Source organism: Scandinavium tedordense (assembly GCF_024764965.1).
Classification (GTDB): domain Bacteria; phylum Pseudomonadota; class Gammaproteobacteria; order Enterobacterales; family Enterobacteriaceae; genus Scandinavium; species Scandinavium tedordense.
Map to the genome: position 1 here is coordinate 255965 of NZ_JALIGG010000054.1, position 19275 is coordinate 275239.

Annotated in this window: 16 protein-coding genes; 5 read left to right on the top strand and 11 right to left on the bottom strand. The window is 53.6% G+C overall.

The features are described from left to right. On the bottom strand, window positions 1-2016 hold the full coding sequence (gene ligA, locus MUU46_RS10210) for an NAD-dependent DNA ligase LigA (protein ID WP_258965461.1): 2016 nt from the start codon (window positions 2014-2016) through the stop codon (window positions 1-3). Between the two features lie 69 nt (window positions 2017-2085). Further along, window positions 2086-3126, bottom strand: a complete 1041-nt coding sequence (gene zipA, locus MUU46_RS10215) for a cell division protein ZipA (protein ID WP_258965462.1) — start codon at window positions 3124-3126, stop codon at window positions 2086-2088. Between the two features lie 230 nt (window positions 3127-3356). Between zipA and cysZ the strand changes: the two genes are divergently transcribed. From cysZ to crr, 5 genes are all read left to right on the top strand, one after another. Further along, window positions 3357-4112: a sulfate transporter CysZ gene (gene cysZ / locus MUU46_RS10220; protein ID WP_159760567.1), complete on the top strand. Its 756-nt coding sequence runs from the start codon at window positions 3357-3359 to the stop codon at window positions 4110-4112. A gap of 172 nt (window positions 4113-4284) precedes the next feature. Next, window positions 4285-5256, top strand: coding sequence for a cysteine synthase A (gene cysK, locus MUU46_RS10225; protein WP_159760569.1), 972 nt, complete (start codon window positions 4285-4287; stop codon window positions 5254-5256). A 379-nt stretch (window positions 5257-5635) separates the two neighbouring features. Next, window positions 5636-5893: a phosphocarrier protein Hpr gene (ptsH, locus tag MUU46_RS10230; protein ID WP_110509083.1), complete on the top strand. Its 258-nt coding sequence runs from the start codon at window positions 5636-5638 to the stop codon at window positions 5891-5893. A 44-nt stretch (window positions 5894-5937) separates the two neighbouring features. Next, a complete protein-coding gene (ptsI, locus tag MUU46_RS10235; protein ID WP_159760571.1) occupies window positions 5938-7665 on the top strand; it encodes a phosphoenolpyruvate-protein phosphotransferase PtsI in 1728 nt (575 codons plus the stop codon). 40 nt (window positions 7666-7705) lie between these two features. Continuing rightward, window positions 7706-8215, top strand: coding sequence for a PTS glucose transporter subunit IIA (crr, locus tag MUU46_RS10240; protein ID WP_110509079.1), 510 nt, complete (start codon window positions 7706-7708; stop codon window positions 8213-8215). Between the two features lie 63 nt (window positions 8216-8278). On the opposite strand, the gene pdxK is transcribed toward crr, so the two are convergent. The 9 genes from pdxK to cysP all read right to left on the bottom strand — a co-directional run bounded on the left by pdxK (window position 8279) and on the right by cysP (window position 19184). Then, the gene (pdxK, locus tag MUU46_RS10245) at window positions 8279-9115 is read right to left on the bottom strand and encodes a pyridoxine/pyridoxal/pyridoxamine kinase (protein WP_159760573.1); all 837 of its coding nucleotides are present in this window, start codon (window positions 9113-9115) and stop codon (window positions 8279-8281) included. A gap of 5 nt (window positions 9116-9120) precedes the next feature. Continuing rightward, window positions 9121-10032 carry a cysteine synthase CysM gene (gene cysM, locus MUU46_RS10250; protein WP_159760575.1) on the bottom strand — a complete coding sequence of 304 codons (912 nt, stop codon included), beginning with the start codon at window positions 10030-10032 and terminating at the stop codon, window positions 9121-9123. A 71-nt stretch (window positions 10033-10103) separates the two neighbouring features. Further along, a complete protein-coding gene (locus tag MUU46_RS10255) occupies window positions 10104-12785 on the bottom strand; it encodes a glycoside hydrolase family 78 protein (protein ID WP_258965463.1) in 2682 nt (893 codons plus the stop codon). Window positions 12786-12812: 27 nt separating this feature from the next. Beyond that, a complete protein-coding gene (locus MUU46_RS10260) occupies window positions 12813-14117 on the bottom strand; it encodes an MFS transporter (RefSeq protein ID WP_258965464.1) in 1305 nt (434 codons plus the stop codon). 151 nt (window positions 14118-14268) lie between these two features. Next, entirely contained in the window at window positions 14269-15069 is an 801-nt protein-coding gene (locus MUU46_RS10265; RefSeq protein WP_258965543.1) for a helix-turn-helix domain-containing protein, read from the bottom strand. Between the two features lie 300 nt (window positions 15070-15369). Continuing rightward, a complete protein-coding gene (gene cysA / locus MUU46_RS10270; RefSeq protein ID WP_159760583.1) occupies window positions 15370-16470 on the bottom strand; it encodes a sulfate/thiosulfate ABC transporter ATP-binding protein CysA in 1101 nt (366 codons plus the stop codon). Next, complete coding sequence (gene cysW, locus MUU46_RS10275) at window positions 16460-17335, bottom strand: sulfate/thiosulfate ABC transporter permease CysW (protein WP_159760585.1); 876 nt, start codon at window positions 17333-17335, stop codon at window positions 16460-16462. Before cysW ends, cysA begins: the two co-directional genes overlap by 11 nt. Beyond that, window positions 17335-18168, bottom strand: a complete 834-nt coding sequence (gene cysT, locus MUU46_RS10280) for a sulfate/thiosulfate ABC transporter permease CysT (protein WP_159760587.1) — start codon at window positions 18166-18168, stop codon at window positions 17335-17337. Before cysT ends, cysW begins: the two co-directional genes overlap by 1 nt. Beyond that, window positions 18168-19184 carry a thiosulfate ABC transporter substrate-binding protein CysP gene (cysP, locus tag MUU46_RS10285; RefSeq protein ID WP_258965465.1) on the bottom strand — a complete coding sequence of 339 codons (1017 nt, stop codon included), beginning with the start codon at window positions 19182-19184 and terminating at the stop codon, window positions 18168-18170. The genes cysT and cysP overlap by 1 nt, the downstream gene beginning before the upstream one ends. Between the last annotated feature and the right edge of the window lie 91 nt (window positions 19185-19275).

The following is a 19275-nucleotide window of genomic DNA, read 5'->3' on the forward strand; positions in this document are numbered from 1 at the left end:
TTACACTCCTAACAGGCGCAGCATTTCCGCTTCATCAATGACGTCAATGCCAAGCTCTTGTGCTTTCAAAAGCTTCGAGCCTGCGGCCTCACCGGCAATCACCAAATCCGTTTTCTTTGATACGCTGCCCGCCACTTTCGCCCCGAGTTCAACCAGGCGCGCTTTTGCATCGTCACGTGACATCTGACTCAGACTGCCGGTCAGCACCACGGTTTTCCCGGCAAACGGGCTATCAATCTCTTCGGCATTGATGACCACTGGCGCAGGCCAGTGAACGCCTTCAGCCTGAAGCTGTTGGATAACCTCGCGGTTGCTCTCTTCGGCAAAGAAGTTGAACACATGGGTTGCGACGACAATCCCGACGTCCTGCACCTTTTGCAGATCCTCGATGGAAGCCGAAATCAGTGCCTCCAGAGTGCCGAAATGCGCCGCCAGACCTGCGGCTGTCGCTTCACCCACCTCACGGATACCGAGCGCATACAGGAAACGCGCGAAAGTCGTTTCTTTCGATTTTTCCAGCGCGCTGACCACGTTCTGCGCCGATTTCGGTCCCATGCGATCGAGTCCGGTTAGCTTGCCCGCGGTCAAACGGAACAGGTCAGCCGGCGTGAGGACGTACTCTTTCTCGACCAGTTGATCGATAATTTTGTCACCCATGCCATCAACATCCAGCGCCCGACGCGAAACAAAGTGCTTCAATGCTTCTTTGCGCTGCGCCCCGCATATCAAACCACCGGTGCAGCGGGTAACGACTTCGCCTTCCACGCGCTCAACGTCAGACCCACAAACCGGACAATGTGCGGGAAACTCCACGGCACGCGTATCATCCGGGCGCTCTGACAGAACCACGTTTACCACCTGCGGGATAACATCCCCGGCGCGGCGGATAACCACCTTATCGCCAATACGCAGGCCCAGACGTTCAATTTCATCGGCGTTATGCAGCGTAGCGTTACTCACCAATACACCGGCAACCTGCACCGGCTCCAGACGTGCCACGGGGGTGATGGCCCCGGTGCGCCCGACCTGGAATTCCACATCGCGCACAAAGGTCATTTGTTCCTGCGCAGGGAATTTAAACGCCACTGCCCAGCGCGGCGCACGCGCCACAAAGCCCAGCTGTTCCTGAAGTTCCAGCGAATCAACCTTAATAACCACGCCGTCGATATCAAACCCGAGCGTTGGGCGGTCTTCTTCTACCTTGTGGTAGTAAGCGAGCACTTCCTCCGGAGAACTGCACAACTTCACACGGTTGCTGACCGGCAAGCCCCAGGCTTTAAACTGCTGCAAACGGCCAAGATGGCTGCCCGGCAGTTCTCCGCCTTCCAGTACTCCTACACCGTAGCAGAAGAAAGTAAGCGGTCGCTTCGCGGTGACGCGCGGATCAAGCTGACGCAGTGAGCCTGCCGCTGCATTACGTGGGTTAGCAAACAGTTTTCCGCCCGTACGACGCGCGTCTTCGTTGATTTTCTCGAAGCCCGCCTGCGGCAGGAATACTTCGCCACGCACTTCCAGACGCGCAGGTATATTGTCACCACGCAGCTTCAGCGGAATCGCCCGGATGGTGCGCACGTTGGCAGTAATATCTTCGCCAGTGGTACCGTCGCCGCGCGTTGCCGCCTGAATCAGTATGCCGTTTTCATACAGGATACTGACGGCCAGGCCATCAAGCTTCAGTTCACAGCAGTAGGTCAGTGCATCTGTGCTTTTCAGTCGGTCCTGCACGCGCTTGTTAAAGGCGGCAAAACTCTCTTCGTCGAAGACGTTATCCAGCGACAGCATCGGCACTTCATGACGAATCTGGCTGAACGAAGTTAGCGGTGCGGCTCCTACACGCTGCGTTGGCGAATCAGGGGTAATCAGCTCAGGGTGTTGCTGTTCCAGCTCGCGCAGTTCGCGCATCAGGCGGTCGTATTCGGCGTCCGGCACTTCCGGCGCATCCATGACGTGATAGAGGTATTCGTGATGGCGAAGCGTGGTTCGCAGTTCAGTCAGTTGTTGTTCGATTGGTTCCATATCCCACCATCAATGATAAAAAACCCCCGACAGGCGGGGGTTCAGGAAGGGGTGTGATACGCCGGGCGTTTATGCGTTGGCGTTTTTCACTTCGCGGATACGATCCTGATACTCACGCACCTTCTGCGGGGTAATCATTCGGCGCTGATCGTCCAGCACCACACCACCGACTTCATCCGCGATGTACTGCGCAGATTGCAGCATCAACTTGAAGTTTTGCAGCTCGTCACCGTAAGACGGCACCTGCATGAAAATGGTCACGCCAGGCGTTTGCATGTCGGCCATGTTTTCCGGATCGAATGTCCCCGGTTTCACCATGTTTGCGAGGCTGAACAGCGCCGGGCCACCGCCGCCAGGATTCAAGTGGCGATGATAAATATTCATGTCGCCGAAGACGAAACCTGTCTGCTCAACGCTGTTACGCAGCAGTTCGCCATTGATAAGCGACCCTTGATGCGCGGCAACGCTCAAGACGATAACCGTCTCTTTGCGCTCCTGTTTCACCGGCTGCGGCTCTGGCTGCGGCTCTGCAACAGGCTCAGGCTGAGCAATTGGCTGCTGAGCGACAGGCTGCTCTACCGGCGCAGGCTGATGGGCATGCGGCTGCGGTACAGGCTGCTGTGGCGCCTGAGGCTGCACCGGCTGCTGATACTGAGGCACAACCGGCTGCTGTGGAACAGGTTGCTGCGGGGCAACAGGCTGCTGAACATGCTGATGCTGTTCCGGGGCCTGATGAACCGGCGACTGTTGCTGCGGCTGAGGTGGCTGACGTACCGGCTCTTCCTGCCGAACGGGCTGCTGCGGTACCTGACGCTCGTAAGGCGGCTGGTACTGATGCTGCGGCGCCTGGCGGTTAGCATCTTGCTCACCGGCGTGTACGTTTTGGGCAGGGTTCACCCGGTGAACACGAACTTCACCTACGCCTTCAACCTCATCATCGAAGCCGTCGTCATCCGACTCATCGTCGTTACGCGATTTCATGCGTTTCATTGGGCGATCGCGGAACATCGAAGAACGTTCTTTGCGACTGGTCCAGAAACCGTGAACCAGCAATGCGATTATGGCGATCGCGCCAACAATGATTAATATCAGACGCAAATCCTGCATCATTATATTCTCTGTTGTTCTAACACCTTGCCACCACGGCAAACATTTACTCACTAAGAGTATTTGCCCATTACGTCAAGTGCAAGTGCGTACCAGGAATTCGGAGCATAAAGATGAACCAAATCGTGCTTTTTGCTGTTTTTTCGAACATTTCCTAACTGGATATCGTCTGGCAAGCCGATAATATAGGCGCGCAATGACCAGGAATTTTCTAAAAGGAGTATCACCTGACCATGGTTTCAACCTCTGCACCCCGTAGTGGGGTTTACTACTTTTCACAGGGCTGGAAACTGATCACCCTGCCAGGCATTCGCCGTTTCGTGATCCTGCCTTTGCTGGTGAACATCGTGCTGATGGGCGGCGCGTTCTGGTGGCTGTTTAGTGAACTCGGTAACTGGATCCCAGCGTTGATGGGCCACATTCCTGACTGGCTGCAGTGGCTGAGCTATTTGCTGTGGCCGATTGTGGTGCTTTCCGTTCTGCTTGTTTTTGGCTACTTCTTCTCAACCATCACAAACTGGATTGCCGCCCCGTTCAGCGGCCTGTTGGCTGAACAGCTCGAAGCGCGTCTGACGGGAGCCACTCCGCCCGATGCCGGTATACTGGGCGTGATGAAAGACGTGCCGCGCATCATGAAGCGCGAATGGCAAAAACTGGCATGGTACTTACCGCGAGCGTTGATTCTGCTGGTGCTGTACTTCATTCCGGGCATCGGCCAGACCCTCGCACCGGTGCTGTGGTTCTTGTTCAGCGCCTGGATGATGGCCATCCAGTACTGCGATTATCCATTCGATAACCACAAAGTGCCGTTCAAAACGATGCGTGAAGCACTGCGCGCACGCAAAGTCACCAACATGCAGTTTGGTGCGTTGACCAGCCTGTTCACGATGATCCCGGTGCTGAACCTGGTCATTTTGCCCGTCGCTATTTGCGGGGCCACCGCCATGTGGGTGGATTGCTATCGCGACAAGCACGCGGTCTGGAAGTGATTGTCATCTGTATATAAAAGTAAATAAAGGGGTGGCGAATGCCATCCCTTATTCCATACTGATAACCTTTATTTCACATCAGCATATCGATATACGAAAACTTTCCTTCCGCATCATGACCATCCGCGTATGCTGGTGTCGTTCCCAAATTTCATACAGTTAAGGACGGGCTATGAGTAAGATTTTTGAAGATAACTCGCTGACAATCGGTCATACGCCGCTGGTTCGACTGAACCGAATCGGTAATGGACGCATCCTCGCGAAGGTGGAGTCACGCAACCCGAGCTTCAGCGTCAAATGCCGAATCGGGGCCAACATGATTTGGGATGCCGAAAAACGCGGTGTACTGAAGCCGGGCATCGAACTGGTTGAACCGACCAGCGGTAACACCGGGATTGCGCTCGCTTACGTAGCGGCTGCGCGTGGCTACAAACTGACACTGACCATGCCTGAAACCATGAGCGTTGAACGCCGCAAGCTGCTGAAAGCGCTGGGCGCGAATCTGGTTTTGACCGAAGGCGCGAAAGGCATGAAAGGTGCCATCCAGAAAGCCGAAGAAATTGTGGCGGACAATCCTGAAAAATTCCTGTTGCTGCAGCAATTCAGCAACCCGGCCAACCCGGAAATCCACGAGAAAACGACCGGCCCAGAAATTTGGGAAGACACTGACGGCCAGGTCGATGTCTTTATCTCGGGAGTGGGCACTGGCGGCACTCTGACGGGCGTCACGCGCTACATCAAAGGCACCAAAGGCAAAACCGACTTGATTAGCGTCGCGGTTGAACCGACTGATTCACCGGTTATCACCCAGGCGCTGGCGGGCGAAGAGATCAAACCGGGCCCGCACAAAATTCAGGGTATCGGCGCGGGCTTCATTCCGGGCAACCTTGACCTGAAAATTATTGACCGTGTCGTCACCATTACCAACGAAGAAGCCATCTCTACCGCACGTCGTCTGATGGAAGAAGAAGGCATTCTGGCAGGTATCTCTTCAGGTGCAGCAGTCGCTGCAGCGCTGAAACTGCAAGAAGACGAAACCTTTACCAATAAGAACATAGTGGTTATTCTACCGTCCTCAGGTGAGCGTTATTTAAGTACCGCATTGTTTGCAGATCTCTTCACGGAAAAAGAATTGCAACAGTAATGCCAAATGTAAAAATATGACGAAAAAAGCACCCGATAGGGTGCTTTTTTGTGGCACAGGTCATACTTTTGGTCCGCCCGGCATTGCTTCCCCCCGTCGGGTCTGGTATTTAACCATCACAATTATTTTGATGCGCGAAATTATTCAATTCAGGATTTCCGCTTGCTGAATCGATTTTATGATTTGGTTCAAATCTTGCTTTCGCGGCATAATGTTTAATGACGAGCTAAACGTCACCGGCCAGAAGTGCCTGCCAGGATCGCGTCAGACCTTCTGTGTCGCTTTCGTATCCGCCGGCGCTAATCTATACAGGCTAAAGTGTAGCCGCCAGGCTAGACTTTAGTTCCACAACACTAAACCTATAAGTTGGGGAAATATAATGTTCCAGCAAGAAGTTACCATTACCGCTCCGAACGGTCTGCACACTCGCCCTGCCGCTCAGTTTGTTAAAGAAGCTAAAGGCTTCGCTTCTGAGATCACCGTGACCTCCAACGGCAAAAGCGCTAGCGCTAAGAGCCTGTTCAAACTGCAGACTTTGGGTCTGACCCAGGGCACCGTAGTGACCCTCTCTGCAGAAGGCGAAGACGAGCAGAAAGCAGTTGAGCATTTAGTTAAGCTGATGGCTGAACTCGAGTAAGTTCAAGAGTTCTTTTTAAAATCAGTCACAAGTAAGGTAGGGTTATGATTTCAGGCATTTTAGCATCCCCGGGTATCGCTTTCGGCAAAGCACTGTTGTTGAAAGAAGATGAAATTGTCATCGACCGGAAGAAAATTTCTGCTGATAGCGTCGACCAGGAAGTTGAACGCTTTCTGAGTGGTCGTGCTAAGGCGTCCGCGCAGCTGGAAGCGATTAAAACGAAGGCTGGCGAAACGTTCGGCGAAGAAAAAGAAGCCATCTTCGAAGGCCACATTATGTTGCTGGAAGATGAGGAGCTGGAGCAGGAAATCATAGCCCTGATTAAAGATAAGCACATGACTGCTGATGCAGCAGCGCATGAGATTATCGAAGGTCAGGCGACTGCTCTGGAAGAGCTCGATGATGAATACCTGAAAGAACGTGCGGCAGACGTACGTGACATCGGTAAGCGCCTGATGCGCAACATCCTCGGTCTGGCAATTATCGATTTGAGCGCTATTCAGGATGAAGTTATCCTGGTCGCGAAAGATCTGACGCCTTCTGAAACCGCACAGCTGAACCTGAACAAGGTGCTGGGTTTCATCACCGATATCGGTGGCCGTACTTCCCACACCTCAATCATGGCGCGTTCCCTTGAACTGCCAGCGATCGTGGGCACCGGCAGCGTCACCACTGACGTGAAAACCGGCGACTATCTGATCCTCGATGCGGTTAATAACAAAGTCTACGTTAACCCGACTAACGACGAGATCGAATCGCTGCGTAATATTCAGACTCAGGTTGCAGAAGAGAAAGCTGAACTGGCGAAACTGAAAGACCTGCCAGCAATCACTCTCGATGGCCACCAGGTTGAAGTCTGTGCCAACATCGGTACCGTTCGTGATGTCGACGGTGCAGAGCGCAATGGCGCTGAAGGTGTCGGCCTGTACCGCACAGAATTCCTGTTCATGGACCGTGACTCGCTGCCAACTGAAGAAGAACAGTTCGCTGCGTATAAAGCCGTTGCTGAAGCCTGTGGCTCTCAGGCGGTCATCGTCCGTACCATGGACATCGGTGGCGACAAAGAGCTGCCGTACATGAACTTCCCGAAAGAAGAGAACCCGTTCCTGGGCTGGCGTGCAATCCGTATCGCTATGGATCGTAAAGAGATCCTGCGTGACCAGGTTCGTGCAATCCTGCGTGCTTCCGCTTTCGGTAAACTGCGCATCATGTTCCCGATGATCATCTCTGTTGAAGAAGTGCGTGCACTGAAAAAAGAGATCGAAATCTACAAACAGGAACTGCGTGACGAAGGTAAGGCATTTGACGAAACAATCGAAGTTGGCGTAATGGTGGAAACACCTGCGGCCGCGACCATTGCCCGTCATCTGGCCAAAGAAGTTGACTTCTTTAGTATCGGAACCAATGATTTAACGCAGTACACCCTCGCGGTTGACCGTGGTAATGATATGATTTCGCATCTCTACCAGCCAATGTCTCCTTCTGTCCTGACGCTTATCAAGCAAGTTATTGATGCTTCTCATGCTGAAGGCAAGTGGACTGGCATGTGTGGTGAGCTTGCAGGCGATGAACGTGCTACACTTCTGTTGCTGGGTATGGGTCTGGACGAGTTCTCTATGAGCGCCATTTCCATCCCGCGCATTAAGAAGATTATCCGTAACACGAACTTCGAAGATGCGAAGGTTTTAGCAGAGCAGGCTCTTGCTCAACCGACAACGGACGAGTTAATGACGCTGGTTAACAAGTTCATTGAAGAAAAAACAATCTGCTAATCCACGAGATGCGGCCCAAATTACTGCTTAGGAGAAGATCATGGGTTTGTTCGATAAACTGAAATCTCTGGTTTCTGATGATAAAAAAGACACCGGAACTATTGAGATTGTTGCCCCGCTCTCTGGCGAGATCGTCAACATCGAAGACGTGCCGGATGTAGTTTTTGCTGAGAAAATCGTGGGCGATGGCATTGCTATCAAACCGACCGGCAACAAAATGGTTGCGCCGGTTGATGGTACTATCGGTAAAATCTTTGAAACCAACCACGCGTTCTCAATCGAGTCCGACAGTGGCATTGAGCTGTTCGTTCACTTCGGTATCGATACCGTTGAACTGAAAGGCGAAGGTTTCAAACGTATCGCGGAAGAAGGCCAGCGTGTCAAAGTTGGCGATCCGGTTATCGAGTTCGATCTGGCACTGCTGGAAGAGAAAGCCAAGTCTACCCTGACTCCGGTTGTTATCTCCAACATGGACGAGATCAAAGAGCTTATCAAACTGTCCGGTAGCGTGACCGTGGGTGAAACTCCGGTTATCCGCATCAAAAAATAATTGATGCCGCATGGATAGAAAAATGGCGCCTTCGGGCGCCATTTTTGTTTCTGTCGTGGAGAATTATCGCGGTGGAAGAATCAGTTCGTCATACCCTTTCTCAAGGGTGTAAGCCATCACCTCAACGACACGACTGCCCGCTAAATTCACCGCCTCCTGCAACGTTTTCCCCTGCACTACCGCGCTGATTAACTCCGAGCAGAATAAATCACCCGTTCCTTTCAAATCAGTTGCCACACGGGGCCAGCCGCTGATGTCCACGCTATCTGCCGTCACCAGCACCACGTGAATGTCATTATCGTCCGCAACCGGCGCGCTGGTAATGGCCACCCATTTCAGCGTCTCTGACAGCAGGCTTTTTGCTGCGGCAATCGCCTCGTCCAGCGTCTCGCACGGTTTGCCGCTCAGCACGCCAAGCTCAAACACGTTTGGCGTAATGCCCTGCGCCAGCGGCAGCAAATGTTCACAGTACGCTGCCGGAATTTCTGGCTTCACGTACACGCCGCTGTCGGTATCGCCGATCACCGGGTCCACCAGAATCATCATTTGTGGATGCTTTTCGCGCATCGCTTTCAACCACTGGGCCAGAATCGCAATTTGACTGGCGCTGCCCATGTAGCCTGTGGTCACCGCTTTCAGTTCACGCAGCGCATCACGCTCTTCGAGCGCGCGCAAATAACCGCTGAACCACTCATCAGGGATCACGCCACCATAAAACGTATCGTAATGCGGCGTATTGCTGAACAGCACCGTTGGCACCGCCAGTACGTTCAGATGGTGCTGTTTGATATTCGGTACCGCTACGCTGTTACCAACACTGCCGTACACGACCTGAGACTGCACGGCCACAATATCGGCCTGCTGCGCCCGGGTTTTATCCCGGAATAGAATCATTTCCATGACCGTTAAATCCCCGCCCCCTGATTGTAACTCTCTTCACCGAACACACCGGTCGATAAATACCTATCGCCGCGATCGCAGATAATCGCCACCACCACCGCGCCCGGATTGGCCTTCGCCACCCGCAGCGCACCAGCAACCGCGCCACCGGAACTCACACCACAGAAAATACCTTCCCGCACCGCCAGTTCACGCATGGTATTTTCCGCATCACGCTGATGAATATCCATGACCTCATCCACCAGAGAAGCATTAAAAATACCCGGCATGTATTCCGCAGGCCAGCGGCGAATGCCCGGAATGCTGCTGCCCTCTTCCGGCTGTAGTCCCACAATAGTCACGCTTTTATCCTGCTCGCGCAGAAATCGCGACACCCCGGTAATGGTGCCAGTGGTGCCCATGCTGGACACGAAATGCGTCATCCGTTGCTCAGTTTGCTGCCAAATTTCCGGCCCAGTGGTGGTGTAATGCGCAAACGGATTATCCGGATTATTAAACTGGTCAAGCAATTTGCCTTCGCCACGGGTGGCCATTTCCAGTGCTAAATCGCGCGCGCCTTCCATGCCCTGCTCTTTGCTGACCAGAATCAGTTCAGCCCCATAGGCACGCATCGCGGCCCGACGCTCCTGACTCATGTTGTCGGGCATCAGCAGCTTCATGCGATAGCCCTTCAGCGCGGCGATCATCGCCAGCGCAATGCCGGTGTTGCCACTGGTGGCTTCAATCAGTACGTCGCCCGGGTTGATTTCACCGCGTTTTTCCGCCTGCACAATCATTGATAGCGCGGCACGGTCTTTCACCGACCCCGCGGGATTGTTGCCTTCCAGTTTGACCCAGATTTCACTGCCGTTATCCGGCGTGAGGCGCTGGAGTTTAATTAATGGTGTATTGCCGATGGTTTGTTCTAATGTATTCACGTTCACTGTCCAGACTTGCAAAGAAAAAGCGGCCACATGGGCCGCTTGCTCCGTGTGATGCCGTTAAGCTATCAGTCTGTGTAAGTCAGGTCTACCGATTCATCAGGCAAATACTCCACCCGATATTCTCCCGATCCGCAGTGCGCCGACCATTCACCGTTTTCATGAGAAAAATTCAACGAGCCGCTGGTGATAATTTCCCTGACAGCAGGCAGCTTAACGGTCGCCGTGGTGTTCGCCGGAACGCGGAACGTCAGCACCACCCGTCCCTTTTGCGCCTGCCAGTTCACCGCAATATCACCATAAATCGACTGATAGCGCGCGTCCATCCAGCTCAGACCACCACCGGGCAGTGGCGAAATCACCACATGCTTAAACCCTGGAGCCGTTTCGTCCGCCTCAATGCCCGCCACGGTGCGATACAACCATTCGCCCACCGCACCGTAGGCATAGTGGTTGAACGAATTCATGTCCGGACTCCACATCGAACCATCGGGTTTGATGCCATCCCAGTGCTCCCAAATGGTAGTGGCCCCAGCTTTAACCTGATACAGCCACGATGGAAAATCATCCTTCAACAACAGCGACCAGGCTTCTTTTGGATGTTGATTCTGGCTCAACGCGTGGCAGAAATACGGCGTACCGAGGAAACCGGTGACCAGATGCCCACCATGCTCGTGCAGCAGTTCCACCAGCCGATTCGCTGTGCGCTCACGCAACGCGTCCGGCACCAGGTTGAAACAGAGTGCGAGAATATACGCGGTCTGGGTTTGGGTGGTCATGTCCCCATCGGCGGTGAAAAATCGCTGGCGGAAGCGTTCCACAATCCGTGCATGCAAAGCATCGTAATAACGATGATCGTCTGTACGTTCGAGTACCTTTGCCGTTTTCGCCAATAGCTGGGTGGAATTGGCGTACCAGGCCGTGCAAATCAGGTCTTCCGGCGTGGCGCCGAAATAACTGCCCTCTTGCGCATCCAGCGCCACCCAGTCGCCGAACTGCAATTTGTAGCGCCAGATATCGTTGTCCGCATGGGCCTGCATAAAATCGACCCAGCCTTTCATGCTGGCATACTGACTTTCCAGCACCCGTTTGTCGCCGTACATCAGATACAGCGTCCACGGGTTGATCACTGCAGCGTCAGCCCAGCCCGTCGCGGAATGCGTGCCCCCTTCCGCGAGAAACTTATCCTGGTCACAGTGTCCGGTGAGAATGTCGGGAATGACATGCGGCACACCACCTTCCGGGGTTTGATCGGCTTTCAGATCAACCAGCCACTTGGCAAAGAAGGTCTGAGTTTGCATCAGATAGCTCGCCGTCCGGCAAAATATCTGCGCATCGCCGGTCCAGCCCAGGCGTTCATCACGCTGAGGACAGTCGGTCGGCACATCAACAAAGTTACTTTTCAGTCCCCAGAGGATGTTGTGGTGTAGCTGATTTAACTCCGGATTTGAACAGGTAAAATGCCCGGTGGCGGCCATATCGGAATGGATAACAATGGCGGTGAACTGGTTCAGGTCCAGCCCACCCGGAAATTCCTCCACCTTCACATAGCGGAAGCCCTGCCAGCTAAACCGCGGGTGCCAGGTTTCATCGCCTTCACCTTTCAGAACATATTCCGTGGTCTGCCTGGCGGTGCGCAGGTTATCAAGATAGACGTTGCCGTTGGCGTCCAGCGTTTCAAAGTGGCGCAGCACCACTTTATCGCCCGCATTGCCACGCACGCAAAACTCCACCCAACCACTCATGTTCTGACCGAAATCGAGAACCTTATCGCCCTGCGGCGTAATAATTAGCGCCTTCGCCGCCAGACGTTCCATCTGGCGAACCGTCCCCGCACCCTGAGCCTTCAGCGTATTGTTGTCCCAATCGACGACGCTGACCGCTCGCCATGATCCATCGCTAAAACCAGCCTGATTCCAGCCCACCTGAATCCGACGCGCATCGAACCGCTCACCGTCGTATATCTCGGCAAACTCACGCGCGGAATCGCTGCCTCGCCATGAACGGTCGGACCCGACGACCTGCCGTGAACCATCGTCATACTGAATCACCAGTTGGCACAGCAGCGCGGTTTGCTCGCCGTAATAATTACGATGGCGGCTAAAGCCCATATCACCTTTGAACCAACCCGCGCCCAGCTCCGCGCCAATGACGTTCTCACCTTGATTCAACAGACCGGTGACGTCATAGGTTTGATACAGCAAATGATGGCGATAGCTAGTCCAGCCCGGTGTCAGTTCATCGTTGCCAACGCGTTCGCCGTTCAGGAACAGCTGATACATTCCCAGCGCCGTGGCGTGCACCCAGGCAGCGGCAATCGTTTTAGGCTGCGTTAACGAAAACGCTTTACGCAGCAGCGTCGCGTTAGACTTCGCGTTATCTGCTGGCGTTTCCGCCGAAATAAACGCCCCCTGCCACGGCGAGCCGAGCAGCCCAGTGACGAACGTCGCGGATGGGCTCCATTCGCTGCGTTCCCCGTGATTGTCAGTAATGCGGACCCGCAGATGATAGCGGGTTGACGACAGCAGCACTGCGTCGCCGAGATCGATGTTACTGGACTGGCCGCTGACCACCTCTCCGCTGTCAAACATCAGCGATGAAAAATCGGCGGTCAGACTGCACTGTAAATACCAGGAGTGCTGCACAACATTGTGCCTGTCGCTGTCAATTTTCCAGCCGATAATGGGCAACTGATCGACACCGCTTAACGAAACTTCACCGTCGAGCGTGATTTGACTGACTGAAAGCATAATCAAAGACTCCTTGCGTAATTGAGATTAATTCGGGGTGGTGGTCTGGGCCGCAACGGGCAGCGGGCGATGTGTCGCCGGGGAGATAATTTCGGCTTCACTGGAAAATTCATTGCGCGGTTTGCCGTGGAAACACAGCCAACCGATAAACATGCCCGACGCCACAATGGTGGTAAGCAGGCTGTAGAGAATGACCGGCCCGGCATCGAGCAGAACCGGCGTGACAAACGCCAATACGCCGCAGGTCAGGCGCGACAGTCCGACAATCGCACCCTGCCCAGTGGCGCGCAGCATGGTAGGAAACGACTCCTGGGACCAAACCTTCATTATCCCTTCAAAGGCCATCCCGCTGCCGATGGCGGTAAACAGCAAGCAACAGAACCAGGACGTCGGAGAGAAATTGAGCAGTACCGGCATAAGGAATCCACCGGCGAAAAAGCAGGCTCCGATGATAAACACTGGCATGCGATTTTTGGTGTCCACCATCTTCATAAACAGCAGGCCTGAAAGCACACCCACCGGCATAACAAGCAGGTTCCACAGCGCATTTTTTTCAACGCTGATCCCCACCACGTTCACCGCGACATATGCCCCGAACTGCCCGCCAGTATTGGCCGCCAGATTAGTGAACATGTAAAACAGGCATAGCGCGATAAAGGGCCACAGATATTTGCCGCGAAACAGGTCGGCGTAAGAATTTTTTTGTGCACGCACGGTGGCTTTTCCGCCCAGGCGTTCTTTATGGGCCACGAGCCACATTGGTGATTCCGGGAGCGACCAACGTAATATCAGCAGCACTCCAGCCACGAGGCCGACATGCAAATAGAGAATTTGTGCCCCAGTTTTGCCCCAGCCACCCGCGACGGCTGAAATCGCCATGGTGGTGCAAATGCCCGCAAACCACAGCAAATTCGACAAGCCGATAATTTTGCCTCGATTTTTATCCGTCGCGGCCTCTGAGATCGTCGCCAGAGAAACAGGAAGGTCGGCCCCTGTTGCTAACCCGACAAAAATCGTGCCGATAAGTAATGCGGAAAAAGACGAACTAAATGCCAAAAGCAATGTGCCAATCACCACCATTGCCATCGTAATAATAAACACCTTGCGCCTGCCGTAATAATCGCCAAGGCGACCGCCAAAAAATGCACCCAGCGCAATACACAGAGTCAGCACCCCGGAAAGCACGCCAATTTCTGCGGCCGTTGTTCCGAGCGTTTTTTGATAAATAACCAGAGCAGTACCATTAGAAACAATCGCGGCAGAATCAATATAAGAAGCCATACCGGAAACCACCCCGACATACCAGGGGTTCGGTTGTTTAATATCAGGCATAACAGACACTCCATTTATGTTATTGGAATAATGCACAGATTCCTGAATTAAAAATATTGGATATCAATTTCTAAAAATAAAAACCCTCCAGCCAGATAACGTAAAAATGGCCGAATTAAATCCATATAATATAATTATGACAAATAAACCTTTACTCACTCTCCTGTTGAATAGAGGTGCTTCGCTGGCGCTCCTGCGAAGGCGTGCGTGAAAAATGACGACGGTAGGCTTCAGTTAATCTCGGGGGACTCATAAACCCACAGGTCGTGGCAATTCGACTCACGGGAATATCCGTTGTTCGCAACAATTCCTGCGCTTTGAGCAGACGATATAATTGCTGAAATTTCTCCGGCGTTTTTCCCGTCATCTCATGGAAGAATCGGTACAGCGTGCGCAGCGCAATGCCTGCCTCTTCGCAAACCCCTTTCCAGTTAATCTCTTGGGCATAATTCTGTCGAATATGATCCAACAGATACACTTTACCTTTCGCTTCCGCGACGGGCATTTTACCGGCCTGATTTCCCTCACACAGAACCGTCAGGATCTGCAAAAGTGATGATTCGGTACTGGAAAAATAGCAGCTATCAAAAACATCATCCCGCCGACTGCTGATACTTTCAGCGAGTGTAATAATCTTATTTAACGATGATTCTGACAGTGACTGATAGCGAATAGTGAACGGACGGGTATCATCGCTGATTGTCTGAATCATCCCCTCAATATTCTTAATATAATTAAACGGGCGCTCCCGATGAATTAACACATTAATCAAGGATAGTTCACTGGTGGCTTCGTAATAGTGAATGTCATTCGCGGTGACGTAAAAGAAATCACCTCGGCGGATCATTTCTGCGTGGTCGTTAACGATATGAAAACCGCTACCGCTACGCACAATCACTAGCTCATCAAATTCATGTCCATGAAGATCGGCCATCGCCTGATTGTTCAGCATAAACACACAAAACGCATGGGCATCGGAGGGGAAGAAATCTTCACACTGCTTAATATCGACCATGCTAACCTCACGAGAATGTGGTTATATCCTTACGTTTAATATGACTTAAGTTTCCTGTGCCACATTTCCATTAAACAGCAATAAGGGTGACAAGTCATTACGCTGGAATGGCAGCCACACGTAATTCCCTGTGACCTTCCTTTCACTTTTATTCATTACTGCCACAGGTGATTAAATCAGTAGAAATAAAAAAGGCCCATGTTATCCATGGACCTTTTTCGAATGGTTTGAAAGGGATCAGGCCGTTTCGGCCAGCACCAGCGACGAGACCTCATCGATCCCTTCGATGCGTTCGGTGCCGTTATAAAGGCGCGCATGCTGAAGTCCGACAAACAGGCGGTCTCCGCGCTGCGGTACTTCGTCGCGCATCACCACGGTCAGCGGTTCGTCATACCAGCCGAGAGGCTGCACCACCAGTTGGGTATAATGCCCTTTCGGGCTCGCTTCCAGCACCTGTACAGGCAGCGGAGAATCGAGGCTGGTACGACGGCTGACGTCGACTTCCCACGGACGCAGGAACAAATCAACCGGACCTTGATACGCAGGCGTATAGCCGAGCGGCCAACGGTGCGCACCGACGTGGAACTGCCCGCCGCGGAGGGTGCCTTTCAGACGATTCACCTCGCCCATAAATTCAAGCACGAAACGGGTCGCAGGCTCACGCCACACCTGTTCCGGTGCATCAACCTGCTCGATGTTACCCTGGCTCATCACCACCACGCGATCCGCGACTTCCATCGCCTCTTCCTGATCGTGGGTCACGAAAACGCTGGTGAATTTCAGCTCTTCGTGAAGCTGACGCAGCCAACGACGCAGCTCTTTACGCACCTGGGCGTCCAGCGCACCAAACGGTTCGTCGAGCAGCAGAATTTGTGGTTCAACCGCCAGCGCACGGGCCAACGCCACGCGCTGCTTTTGCCCGCCGGAGAGCTGTGCCGGGAAACGATCGGCCAGATGCGCCAGCTGTACCATTTCCAGCAGCTTGGTCACTTTGGCTTTGATTTGCGCCGAATTCGGACGTTCACGACGCGGAAGCACCGTCAGGCCAAACGCGATGTTGTCGAACACTGTCATGTGACGGAACAACGCGTAGTGCTGGAACACGAAACCGACCTTACGGTCACGGGCATGAAGACGACTCACGTCCGTGCCCTGGAAGCGAATCTGCCCGCTGGTCTGATGTTCGAGCCCGGCAATAATACGCAGCAGCGTCGTTTTACCCGAACCGGACGGCCCCAGTAGCGCCACCATCTGCCCGGACGGAATATCCAGGGAGATATCATTCAGCACCTGAGTGCGCCCAAACGATTTCTTAATGCTGGCAATTTCAATGCTCATGATGCGTCTCCTGATGCGCGCGTTTTTCCTGATTCTCCAGGCGCCACTGCACCACACTCTTCAAAAACAGGGTCACGATAGCCATTAACGTCAGCAGGGCCGCAGCGGTGAACGAACCGACGGTATTGTAATCCTGCTGGAGTAATTCAATTTGTAGCGGCAGCGACAGCGTTTCACCGCGGATTGAGCCGGACACGACAGACACCGCGCCAAACTCACCGATTGCGCGGGCATTGGTCAATACCACACCGTACAACAGCGCCCAACGGATGTTCGGCAGCGTCACTCGGCGGAACATCTGCCAACCGGACGCTCCCAGCAAAATAGCGGCCTCATCTTCATGACTGCCCTGGCTCAACATCACCGGCACCAGCTCGCGCACCACAAACGGACAGGTCACGAAAATCGTCGCCAGCACCATGCCCGGCCAGGCAAACATCACCTGCAAATTATGTTCATCAAGCCAGCCACCGAGCGGGCCATTCGATCCGTAAAACAGCAAATAGACCAGGCCCGCGACTACCGGTGAAACCGCGAACGGAATGTCCAGCAGCGTCAGCAGCAACTGACGGCCAGGAAAATTAAAGCGCGTTACCAGCCAGGCCAGCAGCGTGCCGAACACCAGGTTAACCGGCACCGTTATCAGCGCAATCATCACCGTCAGCCAGATGGCGTGCAGCATGTCCGGGTCCGCCAGGTTGTGCAGCACGGGCATCAATCCTTTGCTGAACGCCTCAACGAAGATATAAATCATCGGCACCAGCAGAATGAAGGCTGACACCAGTATGCCGGTACCGATCAGAAACCATTTTCCCCAATTGATACGGGGAGCGTCATAGCGTTTCAATTGCGTAACTTCCGCCATTAGTGACCTACCACACGTCGACCAAAGCGACTCTGCAAGGTGTTGATGGAGAACAGCAGCAGCAACGACGCGCCGAGGATAACAGACGCAATCGCGCTCGCCGCCGGATAATCAAATTCCTGTAAGCGCACAAAAATCATCAGTGACGTCACTTCCGTTTTCCAGGCGATGTTCCCGGCGATGAAAATCACCGCGCCGAACTCCCCCAAACTGCGGGTAAATGACAGCGCCACGCCCGCCAGCAGCGCCGGAGAAAGCTCCGGGAGTACGACTTTGCAGAAGCTCTGAATCCGTGTTGCGCCCAGCGTTTCTGCCGCTTCTTCGTATTCCGGCCCCAGTTCTTCCAGTACCGGCTGAACGGTGCGCACCACAAACGGAATGCTGGTGAACGCCATCGCCACGGCAATGCCGAGCCAGGTATAGGTCACTTTGATATCAAACTTCGCCAACCACTCACCGTAGAAACCGTTGACGGAAAACAGCGATGCGAGAGTTAAACCCGCCACTGCCGTCGGCAACGCAAACGGTAGATCCATCAGCGCATCAAGCAACGTGCGGCCCGGGAAACGGTAGCGCGTGAGGATCCAGGCCATCAGCAAGCCGAACACGCCGTTAAAAATTGAGGCTACAAATGCCGACAGCAGTGTCACTTTATAGGCCGCAACCACCTGAGGATTGGTGATGACTTCCCAGTATTGCGCCCAGCTCATTTGCGCCAGCTGCATCACCAGCGCACTGAGTGGCAACAGCAAAATCAGGCATACAAAAAGCAGACTGGTGCCGAGGCTTAAGGTAAAGCCCGGCAGCACGCGTCTGGAAGAAACAGCAAACATTACTTATGCCCCGCTGCTAACAGCTTATCCAGCTCACCACCGCTGGCGAAATGGGTTTTCATCGCGTTCGGCCACGAGCCGAACTGGTCTTCCACGCGGAACAGGTCAGTCTGCGGGAATTTGTCTTTCAGCTTATCCATCACCGCCGGATTGTTCACGCGGTAGTAGTAATCAGTGATGATGGTTTGCGCCTGCGGGCTGTACAGCCAGGTCAGATACGCCTTCGCCGCTTTTTCCGTGCCGTTGGCTTTCACGTTTTTGTCGACCCACGTCACCGGGAATTCGGCCAGAATATTGGTTTTCGGCACCACGACTTCGAAGCCCTGGTCTGCGTACTGTTTGCGGATGTTGTTCACTTCGGATTCGAAGGTGATCAGCACATCGCCCAACCCACGTTCAACGAAGGTAGTCGTCGCGCCACGCCCGCCGGTATCAAACACCTGAACGTTTTTCAGGAACTGAGTCATGAACTTTTCGGTTTTGGCGTTATCATTTCCGTCGGCTTTAGCCGCTGCACCCCAGGCCGCCAGATAGGTATAACGCCCGTTGCCGGAGGTTTTCGGGTTCGGGAATACCAACTGTACGTCCGGGCGCACCAGGTCGTTCCAGCTGTGAATATTCTTCGGGTTGCCCTTGCGCACCAGGAACGCCATGGTCGAATAGAACGGAGAACTGTTATTCGGCAAACGGCTCTGCCAGTTCGCCGGGATCAGGTTGCCTTTGTCATGCAGGATCTGCACGTCCGTCACCTGGTTGTAGGTCACCACATCGGCCTTCAATCCCTGCAAAATCGCCAGCGCCTGTTTGGAAGAACCGGCGTGGGATTGCTTTATGTTGAGCTTATCGCCGCCATTATCCTTCGCCCACTGTTGTTCAAACGGTGGATTCAGGGCAGCAAACAGCTCGCGGGAAACATCATAGGAACTGTTCAGCAACTCGGTTGCCTGCGCCTGAGTCGCCAGCAGCAGCAAGGCTCCCAGCGCCAGCGTTCCTTTTTTCAGTGATTTAACGGCCATTGCGCACCCTTATAAATGTGATGACTATCGACTGCCATAATATTTATATCGAGGATGAAAGCTGTAACGGTTTTATATACCGTTTGGTGAT

What these genes read in the sequence shown, in the direction of transcription:
- ligA (WP_258965461.1), bottom strand. Translation starts at nt 2,016, where the DNA reads ATGGAACCAATCGAACAACAACTGACTGAACTGCGAACCACGCTTCGC.
- zipA (WP_258965462.1), bottom strand. Translation starts at nt 3,126, where the DNA reads ATGATGCAGGATTTGCGTCTGATATTAATCATTGTTGGCGCGATCGCC.
- cysZ (WP_159760567.1), top strand. Translation starts at nt 3,357, where the DNA reads ATGGTTTCAACCTCTGCACCCCGTAGTGGGGTTTACTACTTTTCACAG.
- cysK (WP_159760569.1), top strand. Translation starts at nt 4,285, where the DNA reads ATGAGTAAGATTTTTGAAGATAACTCGCTGACAATCGGTCATACGCCG.
- ptsH (WP_110509083.1), top strand. Translation starts at nt 5,636, where the DNA reads ATGTTCCAGCAAGAAGTTACCATTACCGCTCCGAACGGTCTGCACACT.
- ptsI (WP_159760571.1), top strand. Translation starts at nt 5,938, where the DNA reads ATGATTTCAGGCATTTTAGCATCCCCGGGTATCGCTTTCGGCAAAGCA.
- crr (WP_110509079.1), top strand. Translation starts at nt 7,706, where the DNA reads ATGGGTTTGTTCGATAAACTGAAATCTCTGGTTTCTGATGATAAAAAA.
- pdxK (WP_159760573.1), bottom strand. Translation starts at nt 9,115, where the DNA reads ATGGAAATGATTCTATTCCGGGATAAAACCCGGGCGCAGCAGGCCGAT.
- MUU46_RS10255 (WP_258965463.1), bottom strand. Translation starts at nt 12,785, where the DNA reads ATGCTTTCAGTCAGTCAAATCACGCTCGACGGTGAAGTTTCGTTAAGC.
- MUU46_RS10260 (WP_258965464.1), bottom strand. Translation starts at nt 14,117, where the DNA reads ATGCCTGATATTAAACAACCGAACCCCTGGTATGTCGGGGTGGTTTCC.
- MUU46_RS10265 (WP_258965543.1), bottom strand. Translation starts at nt 15,069, where the DNA reads ATGCTGAACAATCAGGCGATGGCCGATCTTCATGGACATGAATTTGAT.
- cysA (WP_159760583.1), bottom strand. Translation starts at nt 16,470, where the DNA reads ATGAGCATTGAAATTGCCAGCATTAAGAAATCGTTTGGGCGCACTCAG.
- cysW (WP_159760585.1), bottom strand. Translation starts at nt 17,335, where the DNA reads ATGGCGGAAGTTACGCAATTGAAACGCTATGACGCTCCCCGTATCAAT.
- cysT (WP_159760587.1), bottom strand. Translation starts at nt 18,168, where the DNA reads ATGTTTGCTGTTTCTTCCAGACGCGTGCTGCCGGGCTTTACCTTAAGC.
- cysP (WP_258965465.1), bottom strand. Translation starts at nt 19,184, where the DNA reads ATGGCCGTTAAATCACTGAAAAAAGGAACGCTGGCGCTGGGAGCCTTG.